General features: G+C 59.6%; 17 protein-coding genes. 13 read left to right on the forward strand and 4 right to left on the reverse strand.

All coding sequences use genetic code 11. The features are described 5' to 3' along the window. Positions 1-10: 10 nt before the first annotated feature. The 6 genes from IBT46_RS13090 (at position 11) to IBT46_RS13115 (ending at position 7,635) form a co-directional block, all read left to right on the forward strand. A complete protein-coding gene (locus IBT46_RS13090) occupies positions 11-907 on the forward strand; it encodes a Kdo hydroxylase family protein (protein WP_200546025.1) in 897 nt (298 codons plus the stop codon). A 128-nt stretch (positions 908-1,035) separates the two neighbouring features. Further along, the gene (locus IBT46_RS13095) at positions 1,036-2,466 is read left to right on the forward strand and encodes an EmmdR/YeeO family multidrug/toxin efflux MATE transporter (RefSeq protein WP_200546026.1); all 1,431 of its coding nucleotides are present in this window, start codon (positions 1,036-1,038) and stop codon (positions 2,464-2,466) included. 173 nt (positions 2,467-2,639) lie between these two features. Next, entirely contained in the window at positions 2,640-3,083 is a 444-nt protein-coding gene (locus tag IBT46_RS13100) for a heme-binding protein (protein ID WP_200546027.1), read from the forward strand. Positions 3,084-3,177: 94 nt separating this feature from the next. Further along, on the forward strand, positions 3,178-3,963 hold the full coding sequence (locus IBT46_RS13105; protein WP_370569452.1) for a siderophore-interacting protein: 786 nt from the start codon (positions 3,178-3,180) through the stop codon (positions 3,961-3,963). A gap of 81 nt (positions 3,964-4,044) precedes the next feature. Continuing rightward, complete coding sequence (locus tag IBT46_RS13110; RefSeq protein ID WP_200546029.1) at positions 4,045-4,584, forward strand: PadR family transcriptional regulator; 540 nt, start codon at positions 4,045-4,047, stop codon at positions 4,582-4,584. Positions 4,585-5,262: 678 nt separating this feature from the next. Beyond that, positions 5,263-7,635: a TonB-dependent receptor domain-containing protein gene (locus IBT46_RS13115; protein ID WP_370569449.1), complete on the forward strand. Its 2,373-nt coding sequence runs from the start codon at positions 5,263-5,265 to the stop codon at positions 7,633-7,635. 849 nt (positions 7,636-8,484) lie between these two features. Here IBT46_RS13115 and IBT46_RS13120 read toward each other — a convergent pair. After that, positions 8,485-9,585, reverse strand: coding sequence for an NADH:flavin oxidoreductase/NADH oxidase (locus IBT46_RS13120; RefSeq protein WP_200546030.1), 1,101 nt, complete (start codon positions 9,583-9,585; stop codon positions 8,485-8,487). A gap of 115 nt (positions 9,586-9,700) precedes the next feature. Beyond that, positions 9,701-10,618: a LysR family transcriptional regulator gene (locus IBT46_RS13125; protein ID WP_200546031.1), complete on the reverse strand. Its 918-nt coding sequence runs from the start codon at positions 10,616-10,618 to the stop codon at positions 9,701-9,703. A 156-nt stretch (positions 10,619-10,774) separates the two neighbouring features. On the opposite strand from IBT46_RS13125, the gene IBT46_RS13130 reads away from it, so the two are divergent. Together IBT46_RS13130 and IBT46_RS13135 are read left to right on the forward strand one after the other, a co-directional pair. Further along, positions 10,775-11,275 carry an SRPBCC domain-containing protein gene (locus IBT46_RS13130; RefSeq protein WP_200546032.1) on the forward strand — a complete coding sequence of 167 codons (501 nt, stop codon included), beginning with the start codon at positions 10,775-10,777 and terminating at the stop codon, positions 11,273-11,275. Positions 11,276-11,378: 103 nt separating this feature from the next. Further along, the gene (locus IBT46_RS13135) at positions 11,379-12,317 is read left to right on the forward strand and encodes a 2-hydroxyacid dehydrogenase (protein ID WP_234480109.1); all 939 of its coding nucleotides are present in this window, start codon (positions 11,379-11,381) and stop codon (positions 12,315-12,317) included. 59 nt (positions 12,318-12,376) lie between these two features. Here IBT46_RS13135 and IBT46_RS13140 read toward each other — a convergent pair whose 3' ends face one another. Further along, positions 12,377-13,069 carry an RraA family protein gene (locus IBT46_RS13140; protein ID WP_200546034.1) on the reverse strand — a complete coding sequence of 231 codons (693 nt, stop codon included), beginning with the start codon at positions 13,067-13,069 and terminating at the stop codon, positions 12,377-12,379. Between the two features lie 18 nt (positions 13,070-13,087). Then, positions 13,088-14,296, reverse strand: coding sequence for an aspartate transaminase (locus IBT46_RS13145; protein WP_200546035.1), 1,209 nt, complete (start codon positions 14,294-14,296; stop codon positions 13,088-13,090). Positions 14,297-14,624: 328 nt separating this feature from the next. Between IBT46_RS13145 and nac the strand changes: the two genes are divergently transcribed. The 5 genes from nac (at position 14,625) to IBT46_RS13170 (ending at position 18,874) form a co-directional block, all read left to right on the forward strand. Continuing rightward, positions 14,625-15,548 carry a nitrogen assimilation transcriptional regulator NAC gene (gene nac, locus IBT46_RS13150; protein ID WP_200546036.1) on the forward strand — a complete coding sequence of 308 codons (924 nt, stop codon included), beginning with the start codon at positions 14,625-14,627 and terminating at the stop codon, positions 15,546-15,548. 349 nt (positions 15,549-15,897) lie between these two features. Next, positions 15,898-16,569: a 5-oxoprolinase subunit PxpB gene (pxpB, locus tag IBT46_RS13155; protein WP_105591460.1), complete on the forward strand. Its 672-nt coding sequence runs from the start codon at positions 15,898-15,900 to the stop codon at positions 16,567-16,569. Next, on the forward strand, positions 16,566-17,534 hold the full coding sequence (locus IBT46_RS13160; protein ID WP_200546037.1) for a biotin-dependent carboxyltransferase family protein: 969 nt from the start codon (positions 16,566-16,568) through the stop codon (positions 17,532-17,534). Before pxpB ends, IBT46_RS13160 begins: the two co-directional genes overlap by 4 nt. 15 nt (positions 17,535-17,549) lie before the next feature. Then, complete coding sequence (locus IBT46_RS13165) at positions 17,550-18,104, forward strand: acetyl-CoA carboxylase biotin carboxyl carrier protein subunit (RefSeq protein WP_200546038.1); 555 nt, start codon at positions 17,550-17,552, stop codon at positions 18,102-18,104. Then, on the forward strand, positions 18,101-18,874 hold the full coding sequence (locus IBT46_RS13170; RefSeq protein WP_200546039.1) for a LamB/YcsF family protein: 774 nt from the start codon (positions 18,101-18,103) through the stop codon (positions 18,872-18,874). The genes IBT46_RS13165 and IBT46_RS13170 overlap by 4 nt, the downstream gene beginning before the upstream one ends. The last annotated feature ends 29 nt before the right edge of the window (positions 18,875-18,903 follow it).

Genomic DNA, 18,903 nt, shown 5'->3' on the forward strand with positions numbered 1-18,903 from the left:
AGGATATCAAATGTCTGAACGCCCACTCTCACACGATATGGTGATTCGCTCGCTGGGGATGCGCCACTGGAACGAAACCGTCGATGATGCTCGCGCCGTTGATGCGCTGGAACAGGGGAAAGTGTTATTTCTCCCCTCGCTGGCTTTTCCTCTCAGTACGGAAGAACTGGCGCTGTTAACCCCGGACCTGGTCGATCCTAAACGCAAAAATATCAGTTTTAATGCGCAAAACGGCAAGCTGAACGGCGTTGCTCAGGCGGAGAAAAAAGCACAGGTGCACGCACTGCTGCAGCGTCACCATGATTATGCCTGCCAGCTGGTCAGCAGCCTGCTGCCGGAATACAAATCAGCGCTGCATTCGCCGGTTAACTCACTGCGCCTGCATCCGATCGCCGTCTGGCGCGACGCCACATCATGGCGAAAGGATGATACCCGCCTGCATGTCGATGCGTTCCCATCACGTCCCAATCACGGTGAGCGTATTCTGCGTATCTTCACCAATATTAATCCACACGGTGAAAGCCGCTGCTGGCGCGTAGGGGAACCTTTCCCCGTGCTGGCCAAACGCTTTATCCCACGCCTGAAGCGTTTTTCACCGTTCAGCAGCTGGTTGCAGAATCGCCTTGGTATCACCAAAAGTTATCGCAGCCATTATGATCATCTGATGCTGCAACTGCACGACACCATGAAAGGTGACGAGAACTACCAGCAGCAGGGACCGCAGGTCACGCTGGAACTGCCCGCGGGCAGCAGCTGGATTTGTTTTGCCGATCAAACGCCCCATGCGGCGATGAGCGGGCAGTTTATGCTGGAGCAAACCTTCCTGCTGCCGGTGGCGGCGATGAAAACCCCCGAGAATGCACCGCTTAACATTTTGCAGAAACTCACTCAGCGAACCCTGATCTAACCTTGATGGTGCAGGCGCAGGCCTGCACCGCCCCTTTAAGTACTTTGAAACATAAAAAGACTTTGCATAACGCGCGAGCTTTAACCATCATAAATTAAGTCCTCTCTCTCCCTGATAAAAAAGCTGGAATGACCTTGCAAAACCTCAGAGTTTCTCTGCAGCAGGCTATTCAACGTACCGCGTGGTATCCCAAAAGACGCGCCTGGCGAGTGTTGTTCTGGCGTGAAGTCACACCGCTGGCCGTCCCGATTTTTTTTGAGAACCTTTGCGTTCTGCTGATGGGGGTGCTCAGCACCTTCCTGGTGAGCTGGCTGGGTAGTGAAGCGATGGCCGGTGTTGGCCTTGCGGACAGCTTTAATATCGTGATTATCTCCTTTTTTGCCGCCATCGATCTCGGCACCACGGTGGTGGTGGCTTTCAGTCTCGGCAAGCTGAATCGGGAAAGAGCGGTAGCGGCCGCCCGCCAGTCGCTGGTTATCATGACGATTTTTGCGGTACTGCTGGCGATCGCCATCGAGTTTATCGGGCCGCAGATTATCGACCTTATTGCCGGTAAAGCGGAGCCGGAAGTTAAAGCGCTGGCGCTCTCCTATCTGCAAACCACCGCGTGGAGCTATCCGGCGGCAGCGATTGCGCTGATCGGCTGCGGCGCACTGCGCGGAGCGGGTAATACCAAAATTCCGATGCTGATTAACGGCGGGATGAATATCCTCAATATTGCCATCAGCAGCGTGCTGATTTACGGCTGCTTCTCCTGGCACGGACTGGGGTTTATCGGTGCCGGGCTGGGGCTGACCATTTCCCGCTACATCGGCGCGGCGGCGGTGATTTATGTGTTGGTGATTGGCTTTGTCCCGGCGCTGAAAATATCACTTAAAAGCTATTTTACCCGGTTGAACCTCGGCATCGTGCGTGAGGTGTTGGGTATCGGCGTTCCCGCCAGCATTGAGTCGGTATTATTCAACGGCGGCAAGCTGCTCACTCAGATTTTTGTTGCCGGCATGGGGACAGACGTGATTGCCGGCAACTTTATCGCCTTCTCTATCGTGTCGTTGATTAACCTGCCGGGTAACGCACTGGGTTCCGCCTCGACGATTATTGTCGGTACCCGGCTTGGGCGCGGTCAGCTGGGCCAGCCGGAACGGCTGCTGCGTTACATCTTCTGGCTGTCGAATATTGGCCTGTGTACGCTGGCTCTGCTGACGGTGCCGTTTGCCGGTGTGCTGGCGGCGTTTTACACCCAGGACCCGCAGGTGATCCACGTGGTGAAAATGCTGGTATGGCTGAATGCCGCCTTTATGCCGTTTTGGGCTGCCTCGTGGGTGTTGCCGGCCGGGCTGAAAGGCGCGCGCGATGCGCGTTACACCATGTGGGTGTCGCTACTCAGCATGTGGGGTGGGCGCATCGTTGCCGGGTATTTGCTCGGGATTGTACTCGGCATGGGTGTGGCCGGGATCTGGCTGGGCATGGCGCTGGACTGGATCATTCGCGGGGTCTGCTTCCGCCGCCGCTTTAACAGCGGTCGTTGGCTGTGGAAGTATCGCCCGGTCGCGAAGTAACGTTCCGACCCGGGTAAACCCGGCAGTTTTCGACCCAAAACGCACAGATTGTTACTTTTTACCGCTCGTCTTAGCAGATTGCTGCTTGCGATGAAGATATATCATAGATATATTTTTATGCGTTAATACGAATCATTACCAGTTTGGCCATTGCCAAAAATGTGGAGAACGTTATGACAGTCACATCGGTAACAGAAACAGCACAGGCAGCATCACGAGCCCAGCTGACCATCACCCTTACGGGCGCGCGCAATGCTATCGCTGCCGCACAGCAGAAAGCGCTGGAAAACGGCTGGCATATCAGCGTGGCGGTGGTTGACCATGCCGGGCAACTGGTGGCACTGGAGCGTAGCGACAGCGCGATCGGCATCAGTCCGGATGTGGCGATCGGTAAGGCGCGGACGGCTGCGCTGCTGCAGGCTCCTTCACAGGAGTTTGAGCAGTTCATCAACAGCGGCCGGCCAAGTTTTCTGGCCACACCCGGCGTCACGCCGCTGGAGGGCGGGGTCCCCATCTGGCTGAACGGCATGGTGATTGGAGCCGTTGGCGTTAGCGGGGCGCACGGTGCCAATGATTCGCTGGTAGCGGAAACCGCCGTGCTGGCGGTTAGCGTCTGACGCATACCCCGATTACACATCATCTGTTGCTCCCGGCGGGCGTTGCCTGCCGGTGTTACGTTGCCGGATCTCAACCGGTAGCCCAAGGAGAATAATCTTGTCCGAGAATAAAAACCGCGCGCCGAAGCGCGTACGTAATGAACTGCGCTTCCGTCAGATTACGGTGGCAGCAAAAACGCTCGTTGCTGAAAATTTCTGGCGTATTGATTTTATCGGTGACGACCTGGTCGGGTTCGTTTCGCCGGGTTTCGATGACCATATCAAAGTGTTCTTCCCGGATGCCGCCACCGGCGAACTGCATCTGCCGGAAGTGACTTCCGACGGCGTGGTGTGGAAAGAGGGCATCCGCCCGGTTTCCCGCGACTATACGCCGCTGTGGTTTGACGGCGTGAAAAAAACGCTCACTCTGGACTTCTATATCCACGACGGCGGCGTCGCCAGCAGTTGGGCGGCACAGGCGCAGGTCGGCGACCCGCTGGCAATTGGCGGCCCGCGCGGCTCGATGATCGTGCCGGAGGATTATGCCTTCCAGCTTTACGTCTGTGACGAAAGCGGCCTGCCGGCGTTCAAGCGCCGTAAAGAAACCGTTCAGGGCGGGGGGCGTAAACTGTTCGCCTTTGCTGATGAAGCCAGCGGCAGCCTCTATCTGGACGGACTGAACGGCTTCGATGTCAGCTGGCTGGGCAGCGGCAATATGCATGGCGATCGTCTGCGGGCGCTGATAAGCGAACTCGACAGCATTCAGCTGCCGCACGATGATTACTTTATCTGGCTGACCGGTGAAGGCGAAGCGGTGAAGCAGCTTAATGACTACTTTGTCCTCCAGCGCGGCTGCGACGACAACTTTGTGCGTGCCGTAGCCTACTGGCACCAGAAGTAACCCAGTGGGCCGCCGCGCCGGTTGTGTTTCACCGGGTGGCGGTCTACTATCATCCCCCTTATTTTTCCGCACGGGCAGGCGATGAAACGACCGCAATTTCCCTTTACCTCCTCAGACAGCGAACCTCGTACCGCCTGCGTCAGCCAGCGCAAAAAGCGCCGGGAAAAAATGCTCGACGGCAGCGATATTCGCCTGCTGGTACTGCATTTTCTCAGCCAGGGCGATGCCCATGGCTACGAGCTGATTAAAGCCATTGAGGATTTGTCGAAAGGGGAGTACACGCCCAGCCCGGGAATAATCTATCCCAGCCTGACGCTGCTGGAAGAAACGGCGATGATTGCCGCCATCGATCCGCAGGCGGCGCGTAAAGCCTATCGACTGGAGCCGCAGGGCCGCGACTGGCTACAGCGGAATCAGCCCGATCTGGTGATTATCATGCAGCGGCTTTCCTCACTGGCGGTGCTGGTGCATAACCGCAGCGTGCCGGAAGTCGAGCGGGCAATCCACAATATGAAAACCGCGCTCAACTCGCGGCTGTCACAGCAGGATATCTCGCAGGAAACCCTCTACGCGATCGTTGATGCGCTGGACGAGGCGGCGAAAAAGATCGAACGCAGCTAGCTTAGTTGCCAGAGCCAGAGCCAGAACCACAGTCAGAGCCTGCATATCAGGCACCGCTGGCTTTGCCCGTAAATGCATGCTACATCCCCCATCGGCAGTTCCGCCCAGCTATCTACCCAGTGTATGCAGATTGCCGTTGCCGCCGGTTGCCCCCTGTTGATGATGTCTGCCTGTTACCTGTTACCTGTTACCTGTTACCTGTTACCTGTTACCTGTTACCTGTTGTTACCCCTGCCGGAGTGCCGATTCTTATCACTCATCGTTGCCCGCATCTGTACGCAAAGCACGACGCTTGCCCGAAGGACGGACATCGCTTGCTACCGATCCATCACAGCACTGGCCCTTCGCGATCTATTATTTAAATTCGTTTTCTAATCTATTTTTCCGCGCGCTGATTTTTTCATTGAAATAATTGTGAGGAAATTGTGTAGAGAGTGAAAGTTTTTCGAAAGCAGGTATCTGGTTTATTTAACGGTCTTAACGCTATTCTGCGAAATTAATTATTCTTAATAATAAAGTGAACTTTCTGCTCGGTGCTCTATTGATAAAGATAATCATTCCTATTAATATCCCGCCGCCTTAAAAATATAATAATATTAGTGAAACTTAACTACGTTCGTATTCTTTTTATCGAAGCAATTCGTGAGCCAATACTAATAACAAGCTAAGGGTAATTAAATGCTCACCACGTCAAAATTACAGGGAATCAGTGCGCCGGTAATGAAATGGGCGGTGCTGGCCGCAGCGATTCACTGTGCCTGCGGCTATGCGCAGGCTGAAACTTCTGCCACAGCGAACAGCGCCGCAGAAAGCAGCAACGAACCGGGTACGATGACCGTTACCGCCCAGGCTCCGCTTCAGGGCGGCAGCAAAACCACCATTACCGCCGAGCAGATGCAGAAGAACGGCACTACCGATTTCGGTTCGGTAATGCGTTATCAGCCGCTGATTAGCGCAACGGGCGTGAGCGGCGGTTCCACCGCAGGGAAAAGCGGCTTCGACCGCAGCGGCTACACCGGATTTAATATTCGAGGGTTGGAAAGCAACCGCGTTGGTTTAGACGTGGATGGTATTCCGTTGCCGGATGCGACCGGGCGCAGCTACGTCAGCCGTGCGGGATTAAATACATTTGGTATTGGCCGGGATTATATCGATCCTTATATGTACGGCAGCGTGGATATTGATGCCGGTGCCACTTCCGTCGATCAGCCAAATACCTCTATTGGCGGTAACGTCTCGTTCCGCAGTAAATCAGCGGATGATTATCTTTCTCCGGAACGCTCCACCTGGTTTGGGTACCAGAGTGATTACGACTCTGCCACTCGCGGCTGGCATAACGGTATCACCGCCGCAGCGGGCGACAGCACTCTGCGTGGCGTTTTCGTGCTTAGCCGCCGCGATGGTCAGCAGACCAGCAATAACAGCGATGAAGTCAGCGCTTATCCGGCTAACTGGCATTCAACCGCGCTGATGACCTCCGGGATCTGGCAGCCGAACGACGAACACAAATTCAGCGCCACGCTGGACTACTACCACAAGGTCAACCATACCCATTACGATACCTGGAACACCGCAGGGACCAGCACTATTGGCGACAGCCAGCAGCAGAGCGATACCCGCCGCTGGGGCGTGAGCCTGGCGGATGAGTACACGCCGGACAATGGTTTTGTCGACAGCCTGTCCAGCCGCGTTTACTACCAGCACACCGAGGCGCATGACAACACCTACATGCCAACAGACAGCAGCGGCACCATGCAGCATGTTTACTCGGATTACAACGTTGATACCTGGGGCTTTGATACCCACGGTAATAAAACGCTTGGCCGTCACGATCTGAGCGCCGGAATCAACGGCCGCATCACCGACACCGAACGCCCATTCCGTCAGGACCCGGCACCGAGCGTCTACAGCGTGATCATGCAGCCACAGGCCGACAGCCGCAGCTACACCGTCGGTGGTTTCGTGCAGGATAAGATCAACTTCGATCTGAACGGCAGCCGTTTCGCGGTGATCCCGGGCGTACGTGCGGTATATCAGAATACCAAGCCGCAGAACCTGTCCAGCCTGACCACCGGCAGCACCGTACTGACCGCATCTGAGCTGGAAACGCTGTATGGTTCGGCGAACAGCGACAGCCAGATCCTGCCGTCGCTGATGCTGCAATACGATCTGACCCCGCAGATGATCACTTATCTGCAGTACAAGCGCGGCGCGCAGTTTGCTAACGCCAGCCAGCTTTACGGTTCATGGAACCTGGGTTCATCCTATGCCGGTACCGCGCAGTACGCGCTGATTGGTAATCCGGATCTGGAAACCGAAACCAGTAATAACCTGGAGTGGGGCGTGAAGGGCAACGTAACCGACGGCGTAACGCTGAACGGTTCTCTGTTCTACAACACCTACAAGAACTTTATCGCCTACAGCCGTTACACGCGTTCCGGCAGCCCGGATAAGTTCACCAACGTACCGTCGAACATTTACACCATTTATCAGGCTGAAAACCGCGATAAGGCCTACATTTGGGGCGGAGAGCTGAGCAGCAAGGTGAACTTCGGTACCTGGTTCGAAGAGGTTAACGGCCTGAGCGCCACCTTTGCCCTGGGCTACAGTGAAGGTAAATCCAAGTCCAGCTACGACGGCGACAAATATGTTGATATCGACAGCGTAGCGCCGATGAAAGCGGTGGTCGGCATGGCGTGGGACGATCCGGCGAAGCGCTACGGTGCGGCGGTGGTGGCGACCTTCGTGAAGGGTAAACAGGCCAGCGCGACCAACCGCGAAAGCTACACCAACAGCGGCACGGCGCTGACCGATTCCAGCACCGAGTACAATCGTATTCCTGGCTACGGCATGGTGGATATGACAGCGTACTGGCAGGTGGCGAAGAACGTGAAGCTGAGCGGCGGTATTTATAACCTGACCGATCGTAAATATTGGGATTACCTCAGCAGCCGCGATCTGACCGGCAGCACGGCGCAGGATGCCTACGAGAAGGCATTGGCAGTGATGCCTGGCCGTACGTTCCAGGCGGGGATTAACGTCGATTTCTGATGAGGTCGATCGTTTAACGGGTTAGATGGTTGCTCGTTTAGTGAAGTTTGAAGCCGCTGTCTCTTTTGGGGATAGCGGTTTTTTTTGCGTGCGATAACGGCGGTGCCGGTACTGTGTTGCTGTGTTGCTGTGTTGCTGTGTTGCTGTGTTGCTTTGTGCTCTGGTGATTTAGGCCCGGCCGCTGCGGTTTCCGGGCGGTCCTCGCGCCGCTTTGCGGTGCCTTCGGTTGCGGCTTCGTGCCTTCCGGACCGGCCTGGAGCGGGCGTCCTGCCCGCGCCATGCCTGACGCCAACGTCCTGTTGGCGTCTCCTGGCACGTCGCCTCCACCTCAGCGCTGTGGATTGCCCGGTAACCGCAGCGGCCGGGCCTTTAATACATTGTGCTGGCTGCTTAAGTCTCGATTATGCTTCCAGAGTGGCGGCCTTCTGCGCATAGAGGTGATTGGATATGTTGTGGGTTACCCCGCAGTAGTAGAGGCTGGAGGTTGGATCCACTTTTATGGATGTCAAAAAGTGCAGCTCTGAATTGACCGCTTCAATGGTCGTTCGCCTTTTTCTGCCAGACAACACTTATGCAAAAAGCAGACGGGGTGTGCCCCCGAACGGGTAATCCGCAGCGCTGAACTGAGCGAGGAAGCCAGGATTCGCCTGCATGGACGCAGGCGAAAGGCACAGCCGCGCAGGACGCGCGTCTGTGGCGGTCCGTCAGGCTGACGAACGAAGTGAAGGCACCGCGAAGCGGCGCGAGGACCGCCCGGGCGGGGGCACACCCCGTCGGCTTTGCCACTACAGTCACCGGCGAAACGTGTTTGTGCCCCAGCAGTCACGAGCAATCTAATGCCCCAACTCGTTACTCAGCTAAACGATAACGCGCCAGCCAGTGCGCATACGGCGCAGGCAACACCCATGACGGATCTTCAACGTTCAGCTTCTTCGCCAGAGAATACGGATAATGCGGATTCGCCAGATGCGCACGGCCAATCATCACTAGATCCATCTGCTGCTCGGCAATCACCCGCTCCGCCACTTCCGCTTGCTCCACGCCCCAGGACGACGCCACCGGCAGACCCGCCTCACGACGTACCCGCTCGGCAATCGGTGCCAGGAAGCCCGGACCCCACGGAATGTTGGTTTCCGCAATAGTAAAGCCCACGCTCACGTTCAGCAGATCCAGCCCGCCCTGATGCATCAGGCGCGTCAGCTCAATCGACTCGCTCAGCGTCTGCTCGTCCTGGCCGTCATACTCCAGCACGCCGAAACGCGCGGTCAGCGGCAGATTCTCCGGCCACACCTCACGAACGGCGGCCAGGGTTTCCAGCAGGAAGCGGCTGCGGCCAGCAAAATCGCCGCCGTAAGCGTCGGTGCGCTGGTTGGAATGCGCGGAGAAGAAGCTCTGCGCCAGATAACCGTGGGCAAAATGCAGCTCCAGCCACTCAAAACCGGCATCGCGCGCGCGGCGGGCGGCGGCAACGAAGTCACTTTTCACCCGGTTAATATCATCCAGCGTCATTGCCTGCGGCACCTTTGGCAGATGATGGCCGAACGCAATCGCGGAAGGGGCAATGGTCTGCCAGCCGCGGCTGTCGCTCTCGGCAATATGATCGTCGCCTTCCCACGGACGGTTAGCGCTGGCCTTGCGACCGGCGTGACCAATCTGAATGCCCGGGACGGAACCCGCAGCCTTAATCGACGCCGCTATACGCGCCATGCCCTGTGCCTGCTCATCGTTCCACAGCCCGGTACAGGCCGGAGTAATGCGGCCCTCCGGTGAAACGGCGGTGGCTTCCACAATCACCAGACCCGCGCCGCCACGGGCGATCGCCGGATAGTGAACCTGATGCCAGTCGTTAGTCAGGCCGTCAACGGCGCTGTACTGGCACATTGGCGGCACCGCAATGCGGTTACGCAGCGTAACGTCTTTCAGTTTAAATGGGGTAAAAAGCGCGGACATAGATAACCTCAGTCATAGACGATCGAAGAACACGTGGCCTGTCGATAAGTGGCGATCACGGTAAGCGATGGCCAGCGATAATCACTAAGCCGTATGTGCGATACGCGCTGGCCGATCACAGCATGCTGGCGTCCAGCCCCAGAGTGGTAAACAGCAGTGCACGCAGCCAGCGGTGGCCGGGATCGCGATGGCTGCGCTCGTGCCAGACCAGCTTTTTGCTGAAGCCCGCCACCGCGACCGGCGGTGTTATCCACACCAGCCCGTCGGCGGATTCGGCCAGCCTGCGCGGCACCACGGCAATCAGATCGCTGCTGCGCAGGATCTGCGGCAGCACCAGAAAACTGTTCACCGCCAGCGTCACCCGTCGCTGGCGACCGATTGCGGCCAGCGCCTGGTCGGTCACGCCGCGAAACTCGCGACCGCTGTGCGAAACCAACGCGTGGTCCAGTGCACAGAAGCTATCCAGCGACAGCGCACCGTGCCGCAGGGCAGGGTGGTCCGGGCGCAGCAGGCAGACGTACTGCTCGTCAAACAGATGGCGAGCGTGCAGATCGGCAGGCGTGGTGTCCGGGGTGAGCAACGCCATATCAATTTCGCCGCGCTCCATCTGCACCGCCAGCCGATCGTTTTCCACCGGCTGCACGCTCACCTGCACGCCGGGAGCCTGCTGGCGCAGCGCGGCAATAAACGGCACCGCCACCGCGCTCAGCGCATAATCGGTCGCGGCAATGCTCAAAGACATCTGCGAACTGGCCGCATCAAAGACCTGCGGCTGCAACAGCTGGTCAATATCACCGAGGATCTGTTTGACCTGTGCGGCCAGCGCCAGCGCCCGCAGCGTCGGGTTAATGCCGTGCTGGCCACGAGTAAACAGCGGATCGTCAAAATGCTCGCGCAGGCGATTGAGCATCGCGCTTACCGCCGGTTGAGTGAGCGACAGGCGCTGGGCGGCCCGCGTCACGCTGCGTTCATCCAGCAGCGCATCCAGCGTTTTTAACAGGTTCAAATCCAGCGTGCGAAGGTTGCTGCTCATCGGTTCCCCGGCGGTGAATGGGTCAGATATCAGAAATTATAATATCTGAAATAAAAAATGCTGATTGGTTTTATATCACCGTGCCGCGCATCATGCAGTGGTTTCGGCAGGCGCATCCTGCGCTGTGGCCGACCAGACTCACTGAGAGGCAGCATCATGAACGCAATTCACTGGCCGCAGGGCTACATTCCTGGCTTCAGCGACAACTTCGCCAGCAACGAAATGATTATTACCGGCGTCAGCGTCGCGGCGCTGTGGGACAAACTGATCAATACCGCCGCCTGGCCGGTTTATTACAGCAACGCCAGCGACATTCAGTTCCACGACGGCAGCGGCCCGTATTTGACCGAGGGGGCACGTTTCCGCTTCACCACGTTCGGCTTTGTGGTGGAAAGCGAAGTTAACGAGTTCGTCGCACCGGAAACCGGCGGCGCGGCGCGCATTGCGTGGCACGGCGGGTGCGGCGAGGGCGACAGTCGGCTTGACGTGCATCACGCCTGGCTGATTGAGGCATTGCCGGGTGGCCGCGTGCGCCTGCTGACCCAGGAAACCCAGAACGGCAAACCGGCGGTTGAGCTGGCTAACGCCCGACCTAACCCGATGATCAACGGCCATCAGCAGTGGCTGGACGGAATGATCGCCGCGGCGCGGGCGTAATAAGCGAATCCTATCTGACGATAAGCGTAACCTTGCGGGTGCCGCGGCGGAATTCCGCTAGTTTATTAACGTTCTGAACCCTACGTTAATAAGGATGCCCGCAATGAAACAACAGATACTGATTATTCAGCCGCTGATGCCCGCGCTGAGCGAAATGCTGCACCGCGACTATCTTTGCCATCGTCTTTACGAGCAGCCCGATGCGGCGGCCTGGCTACAGCAGCACGGCCAGACTATCCGCGCGGTCGCCACCCGGGGCGACGTCGGGCTGGCGGCTGACGTGATGGCCGCGTTACCGGCGCTGGAAGTGATTGCCGTGTTCGGCGTGGGCACCGACGCCATCGATCTGGCTGCCGCCCGCGATCGTGGGATTACCGTGACCGTCACCGCCGATATTCTGACCGACGACGTTGCCGACCTGGCGCTGGCGCTGATGCTCAGCGTCTCGCGGCAGATCGTGGCGCAGGATGCCTTCCTGCGTGCGGGCGAGTGGGCAAACCGGCCGCCGGTGCTGGGCAGCAAACTCAGCGGCAAGCGCGTCGGCATCCTCGGGCTGGGGCGCATCGGCTCGGCCATTGCCCGACGCTGTGCCGCCTTCGATATGCACATCGGCTACTGCAACAGCCGCCAGAGTGATGAACCCGGCTGGCAGCGCTTTGGCGATCTGCATCAGCTGGCGATGTTCAGTGATGTGCTGGTGCTGGCGGTGCCGGGCGATGCGCGTAACTATAAGGTGGTCGATCGCGAAGTGCTGAACGCGCTGGGATCGCAGGGCGTGCTGATTAACGTCGCGCGCGGGGCGGTAGTGAATGAAGACGATCTGATCGCCGCGCTGGAAAATCACACCATCGCCGGAGCGGGGCTGGATGTGTTCGAAGGTGAACCGGCGATTGACCCGCGCTTTTTCGCGCTGGAAAATACGGTGCTGACCCCGCATATTGCCAGCGCCACGGCTGAAACGCGCCAGGCGATGGCGCAAAACGTGGCGGATAATCTCGCCTCGTGGTTCGCTCACGGCAAAGCCATTACGCCGGTTGCATAACGAAAAAGGCACCCGTTAAGGGTGCCAGTTATCAACACAGGATAGTGTTCTTTTACCGCCTAGAATTGCCCGTCAATAATCTCCACCTGCTTGTTCTTCAGCGTTTCATCAATCCAGCCGCGCTCCAGCTCGCCGCGCTTCGCCAGCTCGAAGTTGCGCTCGTCGACGATCAGATAGGCTTGCGCGGCTTCCAGAATCTGTGCCGCATCGCCGTGAGGGATGACGATCACCCCGTCGTGATCGCCGAGAATGATGTCGCCCGGCGACACATGGATATTGCCGCAGGCGATCGGCACGTTGATTTCACCGGGGCCATCTTTATACGGGCCGCCGGGGGTGATAGCGGCGGCGTAAAGGTGGTAATCCATCTTGCCGATGCCTTCGATGTCGCGGATCGGGCCGTCCAGCACCAGCCCCTCAATACCGCGCTGGCGGGCCCAGGTGGTCATCACTTCGCCCATCAGCGCCTGGCTGCGATCGCCCTCGTTGGAGACCACAATCACGTCGCCTTTACCGGCCATATCCATCGCCTTGTGCAGCATCAGATTGTCGCCGGAGCGGGCCTTAACGGTGACCGCCAGGCCGCACATCACCGCGTTGCGCGGTGCGCTCATCAGGCGAATTTCGCCGGACAGCGCGGGCAGGCGGCTCATGCAGTCGGCCACCACGGCGGCGGGCAGCGTGCGGAACGCTTCGACGTAGCCGGCGGCTTCAAGATTACGTTGTAAGAAAATACGGTTTCCTGCGGGCATAGCGATTCTCCTGATCGATTATTTCAGCTGGCTGACGGCGGCGGCAATCTGGGCTGCCCCGGCCTGAAGCGTGGCAAGGTCTGTGGCAATAGAAAGTCGGAAGTAGGGCGAAAGTCCGTAGGCGGCACCGGCGACGACCGCTACGCCCGCGCTCTCCAGCAGCCACAGCACCACCTCGCTGTCGTTTTTCAGCACCTGGCCCTGCGCGGTGGTTTTACCCAGCAGCCCGCCGCAGTTGACGTAAAGGTAGAATGCCCCTTCCGGCACGCGGCAGCTCAGGCCCGGCACGGCATTCAGGCGCGCGGCGATGTCGTCACGGCGCTGGCGATACACTTCGCGGCTGTGGGTGATAAAGCCGGTGCCGCTGTTCAGTGCGGCTAAGGCGGCGGCCTGGCTGACCGAGCTGGCATTGCTGGTGGACTGCGATTGCAGCGTGCCCATCGCGGTAATCAGCACTTTTGGCCCGGTGGCGTAGCCGATGCGCCAGCCGGTCATCGCATAAGTCTTCGACACGCCGTTCACCACCAGCGTACGGTCGGCCAGGCGCGGCTCCACCTCCAGCAGATGCACGTTCGGGCTGTCGTCGTAGCGCAGATGCTCGTAAATATCGTCAGTCATAATCGCCAGATGCGGATAATCCAGCAGCACATCCGCCAGCGCGCGCAGCTCGTCGCGGCTGTAGCTGGCACCGCTTGGATTGGACGGCGAATTGAGGATCAGCCAGCGGCAGCGGCTGGTAATCGACGCCCGCAGCTGCTCGGCGGTCAGGCGGAAACCGGCTTCTTCCTGGCAGGTAATCACCACCGGACGGCCGTCGCAGGCCAGCACCATATCCGGGTAGGAAACCCAGTACGGCGCGGGGATCAGCACCTCGTCGCCGACTTCCAGCGTGGCGGCCAGCGCGTTGAAGATCGCGCTCTTCGCGCCGTTGGTGACGATAATGTCTTCCGGCTTCACCGTCAGATGATTCTCGCGCAGGAACTTGGCGGCAATGGCCTCGCGCAGCGCGGGGGTGCCGTTATTCTGTGTGTAGCGGGTTTCGCCGTTGCGGATCGCGGCGCAGGCCGCCTCGCAGATTTCCGGCGGGGTGGCGAAATCAGGTTCACCGACCACCAGGTTAATGATGGCTTTACCTTCACGCTTCAGGGCGTTGGCGCGATCGGACGCGCTGCTGCTGGGAGAAGGTTTAATACGCGTAACGCGGGCGGCAATGCGGATAGCACTCATGATCACTCCAGTCTGTTCCGGGATGTCTCTACGTTACGAATAAGCGGCGGGCGACGGTTAAGAGGAGTTTGTTCTGATTCAAGAGCAAAAGCTTATGGATGGGGCCCAACGATAAGTAAAACTCCCCGCAATGGTGCAGAACGCTGCTGAAAGCAAACGCTTGATAAATGGATGGATAGCGAAATAACACGATCTATCTCACTGTTTTACATATTAACTTTTTGGCTGTCCGGCTTTGCGGGGCAGTTAACACTCAGGCTGGTCCGGATCTTGCTACACTTCCGTTCACTTTTTCTTAACATTCTGTCCGGTGACGAGAGGTATGACTATGAATCTCAGACGGCTTCGCTACTTCATCAAAATTGTCGACGTCGGCAGTTTGACCCAGGCGGCCGATATTCTGCATATCGCCCAGCCCGCCCTCAGCCAGCAGCTGGCTTCGCTGGAAAGCGAGGTCAAACAGCAGCTGCTGATCCGCACCAAGCGCGGCGTTACGCCGACCGAAGCGGGCAGCATTCTTTATGCCCACGCCCAGGCGATACTGCGCCAGTGCGAGCAGGCACAAAGTGCCATCGACGGCGCGGGCCTGGCGCTGAGCGGCCAGGTGTCCGTCGGGCTGGCACCGGGTACCGCCGCCTCGCTGCTGGCGCTGCCGCTGATGGAGGAGGTGCGTAAACAGCATCCCGGCATCCTGCTCTACTTCAACGAGAGCTTTGGCACCACCCTCAGCGAGCTGATTATGAGCGGGCGCATGGATATGGCGGTGCTGTACGGCAACCGTCAGATCCACGGACTGGCCTTTATTCCGCTGATGAAAGAGGATCTCTATCTGGTGACGCCGCAGAGCGAAATCAGCTTCGGTAAAACCGTCACCCTGGAGCAGATCGCCCATCTTGAGCTGTTCCTGCCGCGCCCGTACAACATCATGCGCAAACTGGTGGACGAAGCCTTCGTGCAGAAAAACCTCTCTTATAAGGTGAAGTGCGAAATCGAATCGGCCAGCACCCTGGCGCAGGCGCTGGAGGGCAACCTTGGCGCGACCATTCTGCCGGAGTCCATTGCACGCAATATGGTGAAACAGTCCCGCGTGCGGATGTCGAAAATCGTCGAGCCGGGCATTCAGGCTCCGCTGTCGTTCTGCACCTCCGATCATTTGCCGCTGTCCCAGCCTGCCGAAGCGGTGAAGAAAATCCTGCTGTCGCTGATGGCCGAACGCACCCACGACAACCGGCCGCTGACCCTGGTCAGCTGACATCACATCGCGGCCACCAGCCCGTTTCGACGGATGGCCGCAGTCATCACGCTCCGTTTCAACGGCCGTCGAAGTCACCATGACGCTGTTTCAAAGGCGGCCGCCGTCACCACGCTGCTGCCCCTTTCCCGGGCGGGTCATTACCGTTTCTGTCCACCTGTCTCCGTCACAGAACGCGCAATAACGCGTGCCAGCGTGCCTGACAGCAGCGGCTAATTGCCGCCGTTTTTCGGTAATAAGTCTGCCTTATCCCCCTAAAGCGAAACCCTCTTACAGACCGCCTGAAACGGCGGGATACAGTGTGGCTATCGCATTTTTCCGTTAGCGGATATGAAGTTGAGGATGAGGAATGGACCCAGCACGTCAGTTACAGGCTCCGCAAATCAGCTGGCTCGGCACCCACGCGGTGCTGTTTGAAGCCCCCGGAGAGATCACCCTGGAAAACCAGCAGCGCATCTGGGCGCTGGCCGATTACGCCAGCGGGCTGGCCGCCATTCGCGGTGTGGTGCCGGGCATGAACAACCTGATGATGGTGTTTGGCCCGCAGATGAGCGGTGGCGAACAGCTGTTCGATCGTCTGCGCCAGCAGTGGCAGCGTGGCGAAAGTAAAACCTTCTCCGGCCGGGTGATTGAGCTGGATGTGACCTACGGCGGCGAGCCGGGGCCGCATATCTGCGACGTGGCCGAACACACCGGCATGACCATTCAGGAGATCGTCCAGCGCCACACCGAACCGCTCTACCCGGTGTATGCCCTCGGCAGCCATCCGGGCTACTGCTACCTCGGTAATATGGACCCGCAGCTGGCGACGCCGCGCCGTGCCAGCCCGGTGCAGAGCATTCCCGGCGGTTCGGTCTCCATCGGCGGCGTACAGACCGGCGTTTCTGCTTCTCCCGGCCCCAGCGGCTGGAACACCATCGGCCGCACCGATTTCGTTTTCTTTGATGCCCACGCCACACCGCCGGTGCGGCTCCAGCCCGGCGACAGCATTCGCTTCCGGGTAAGCAGGGTACTGGCATGATCGTGATTGAACGCACGACCGCGCTGTCCAGCGTGCAGGACGAAGGCCGCTTCGGCGCGCTGCACTACGGTGTGGGAACCGCAGGCGTGATGGACCCGCTGGCGCTGCGGCTGGGTAACGCGCTGCTCGGCAACCAGCCGGACGATGCGGTGATTGAGATCCCGCTGTTCCCGTTCCGCCTGCGTTTTACCCGCGACTGCGCCTTTGCCATCAGCGGCGGCGACAGCCCGGCGATGCTCGGCGATCGGCGCATTCCGGCCTGGTGGGTGGCGCAGGCGAGAGAGGGCGAAGTGCTGACCCTGCACGCGTCGCGCTTCTCGGCGCGCAGCTATCTGCATCTGCCCGGCGGCGTTGACGTGCCGCAGGTGCTGGGATCGCGCAGCACCCAGCTCAGGGGTGAGTTTGGCGGCTTCCACGGTCGTGGATTACAGCAGGGCGACAGCCTGAGCGCCGCCCGCGATGCGTATCGGGGCGCGGTAGACTTCGGCATTGCCTCGCCGCGCCTGAGCCTGTGCGACAGCCCCGACGGCGTGCCGCAGATCCGCGTGCTGCCCGCGGCGGAGTACGGCGCGTTTACCGCCGAGTCGGTGGCGCGCTTCTGGCAGCAGCAGTGGCGCGTTTCACCGCAGAGCAACCGCTACGGCTACCGGCTGGACGGCGAAGGGCTGGTGGCGAAAGCGCCGCTGGAGATGCGCTCGCACGGCATTATTCCCGGGGTGATCCAGGTAACCCACAGCGGCCAGCCGATTATCCAGATGCGCGACGCCCAGCCGAGCGGCGGCTACCCGAAGCTCGGCACGGTGATCGACGCCGATATGTGGCTGCTGGGCCAGGTGCCGGTGGGCAGTAAAGTCCAGTTTGTTGAGGTGAACTGGGCGCAGGCCGACGAGGCGGAACGTGACCAGCAGCGGTGGCTGGCAGGGATCTGCCAGCGTATTGACGACTACCGCCGCTGCCCGCTTTAACCGCAAGGAGAGAAGATGCCGACCATTCGTGAACTACAGGCCATTACCCGCCGTCTGCGGCGCAGTGGCATAGACAGCATTGAGATTAAAGGCGACGGCTACAGCGTGCGTATCCGCTGCGGCGCTGAAGAAGCATCGTGTCGCGGTGCGTATTCCGGCAGCGGGGCGATCCCCGAGGGGCTGGCGGCCTGTCCCGCACCAGCCGGATATGCCGCATCCGTCGGCGATCCCGCTTCTCCCGCCCCGGCTGATGCCGCACTCGCATTCCATACAGCACCGTCAGCTGTGGCTGCTTATCCGGCATCTCCACCGCCCAATATCATTGAGCTGGGCGCGCCGATGCCGGGGCGCATCTGGCTGCAGGACCCGCTGACCGGTAAGAACATTGCCGCCGACGGGCGCACGGTGAAAACCGGCGATCTGCTGGCGCTGGTTCAGGCCGGGCCGATTTGCCTGCCGCTGCGGGCCGCAGCCGACGGGCAGCTGGATGAGTATACGGTCGCGCAGGGCGATCGGGTGGAGTACGGCCAGCCGGTGGCCCGCATGGTTAAAACGGAGGCAGCGCAATGAGAAGCATCGATTTAAACGCCGACCTTGGCGAAGGCTTTGGCGACTGGCGCATCGGCGATGACGCCGGGCTGATGGCGCTGATCAGTTCCGCCAACGTTGCCTGCGGCTTTCACGCCGGGGACGCGTCGATTATGGCCAGCAGCGTGGCGCTGGCAAAACGGTACGGCGTGGATCTCGGGGCGCACGTCGGCTTCCCCGATTTAGCGGGGTTTGGCCGACGACGCATGCAGATCGACACGCAAACCCTGGCGCACTACGTCACCTATCAGCTCGGTGCGCTGGCCGCTTTTGCCCGCGTGGCGGACTACCCGCTGAGCCACATGAGCTTCCACGGTGCGCTGGGCAATATGGCCGCCGAAGACGAGTCGCTGGCGAGGCCGCTGCTGGCGGCGGTGAAGGCGTTTGATCCGAATCTGATTATCAGCACCACCGCCGCCAACGCGGTGGAGCGCTGCGCCCGCGAGCTGGGGCTGCGCGTGGCCTGCACGTTTCTGGCCGACCGCGCCTATCAGGCCAACGGTCTGCTGGTGCCGCGCGGCACGCCGGGCGCGGTGATCCACGACCCGCAGCAGGTCAGCCAGCGGGTGATCGATCTGCTGAAATCCGGCTGCGTCACGGCGATTGACGGCACGCGGCTGCCGATGGCGGTGTCCTCGATTTTAATGCACGGCGACACGCCAGGCGCGCTGGCGCTGATTGAACAACTGCGGGCTGATATTACGGCTCAGGGCGGAGAAATTCGCCCGATATCGAAGCATTTCATTGAATAAACAGAGAGATAACTTAGATTATCTGGCTC

The sequence above is a fragment of the Erwinia sp. S38 genome (genome assembly GCF_016624545.1).
Lineage (GTDB): Bacteria > Pseudomonadota > Gammaproteobacteria > Enterobacterales > Enterobacteriaceae > Erwinia > Erwinia coffeiphila.

What these genes read in the sequence shown, in the direction of transcription:
- IBT46_RS13090 (WP_200546025.1), top strand. Translation starts at nt 11, where the DNA reads ATGTCTGAACGCCCACTCTCACACGATATGGTGATTCGCTCGCTGGGG.
- IBT46_RS13095 (WP_200546026.1), top strand. Translation starts at nt 1,036, where the DNA reads ATGACCTTGCAAAACCTCAGAGTTTCTCTGCAGCAGGCTATTCAACGT.
- IBT46_RS13100 (WP_200546027.1), top strand. Translation starts at nt 2,640, where the DNA reads ATGACAGTCACATCGGTAACAGAAACAGCACAGGCAGCATCACGAGCC.
- IBT46_RS13110 (WP_200546029.1), top strand. Translation starts at nt 4,045, where the DNA reads ATGAAACGACCGCAATTTCCCTTTACCTCCTCAGACAGCGAACCTCGT.
- IBT46_RS13115 (WP_370569449.1), top strand. Translation starts at nt 5,263, where the DNA reads ATGCTCACCACGTCAAAATTACAGGGAATCAGTGCGCCGGTAATGAAA.
- IBT46_RS13120 (WP_200546030.1), bottom strand. Translation starts at nt 9,585, where the DNA reads ATGTCCGCGCTTTTTACCCCATTTAAACTGAAAGACGTTACGCTGCGT.
- IBT46_RS13125 (WP_200546031.1), bottom strand. Translation starts at nt 10,618, where the DNA reads ATGAGCAGCAACCTTCGCACGCTGGATTTGAACCTGTTAAAAACGCTG.
- IBT46_RS13130 (WP_200546032.1), top strand. Translation starts at nt 10,775, where the DNA reads ATGAACGCAATTCACTGGCCGCAGGGCTACATTCCTGGCTTCAGCGAC.
- IBT46_RS13135 (WP_234480109.1), top strand. Translation starts at nt 11,379, where the DNA reads ATGAAACAACAGATACTGATTATTCAGCCGCTGATGCCCGCGCTGAGC.
- IBT46_RS13140 (WP_200546034.1), bottom strand. Translation starts at nt 13,069, where the DNA reads ATGCCCGCAGGAAACCGTATTTTCTTACAACGTAATCTTGAAGCCGCC.
- IBT46_RS13145 (WP_200546035.1), bottom strand. Translation starts at nt 14,296, where the DNA reads ATGAGTGCTATCCGCATTGCCGCCCGCGTTACGCGTATTAAACCTTCT.
- nac (WP_200546036.1), top strand. Translation starts at nt 14,625, where the DNA reads ATGAATCTCAGACGGCTTCGCTACTTCATCAAAATTGTCGACGTCGGC.
- pxpB (WP_105591460.1), top strand. Translation starts at nt 15,898, where the DNA reads ATGGACCCAGCACGTCAGTTACAGGCTCCGCAAATCAGCTGGCTCGGC.
- IBT46_RS13160 (WP_200546037.1), top strand. Translation starts at nt 16,566, where the DNA reads ATGATCGTGATTGAACGCACGACCGCGCTGTCCAGCGTGCAGGACGAA.
- IBT46_RS13165 (WP_200546038.1), top strand. Translation starts at nt 17,550, where the DNA reads ATGCCGACCATTCGTGAACTACAGGCCATTACCCGCCGTCTGCGGCGC.
- IBT46_RS13170 (WP_200546039.1), top strand. Translation starts at nt 18,101, where the DNA reads ATGAGAAGCATCGATTTAAACGCCGACCTTGGCGAAGGCTTTGGCGAC.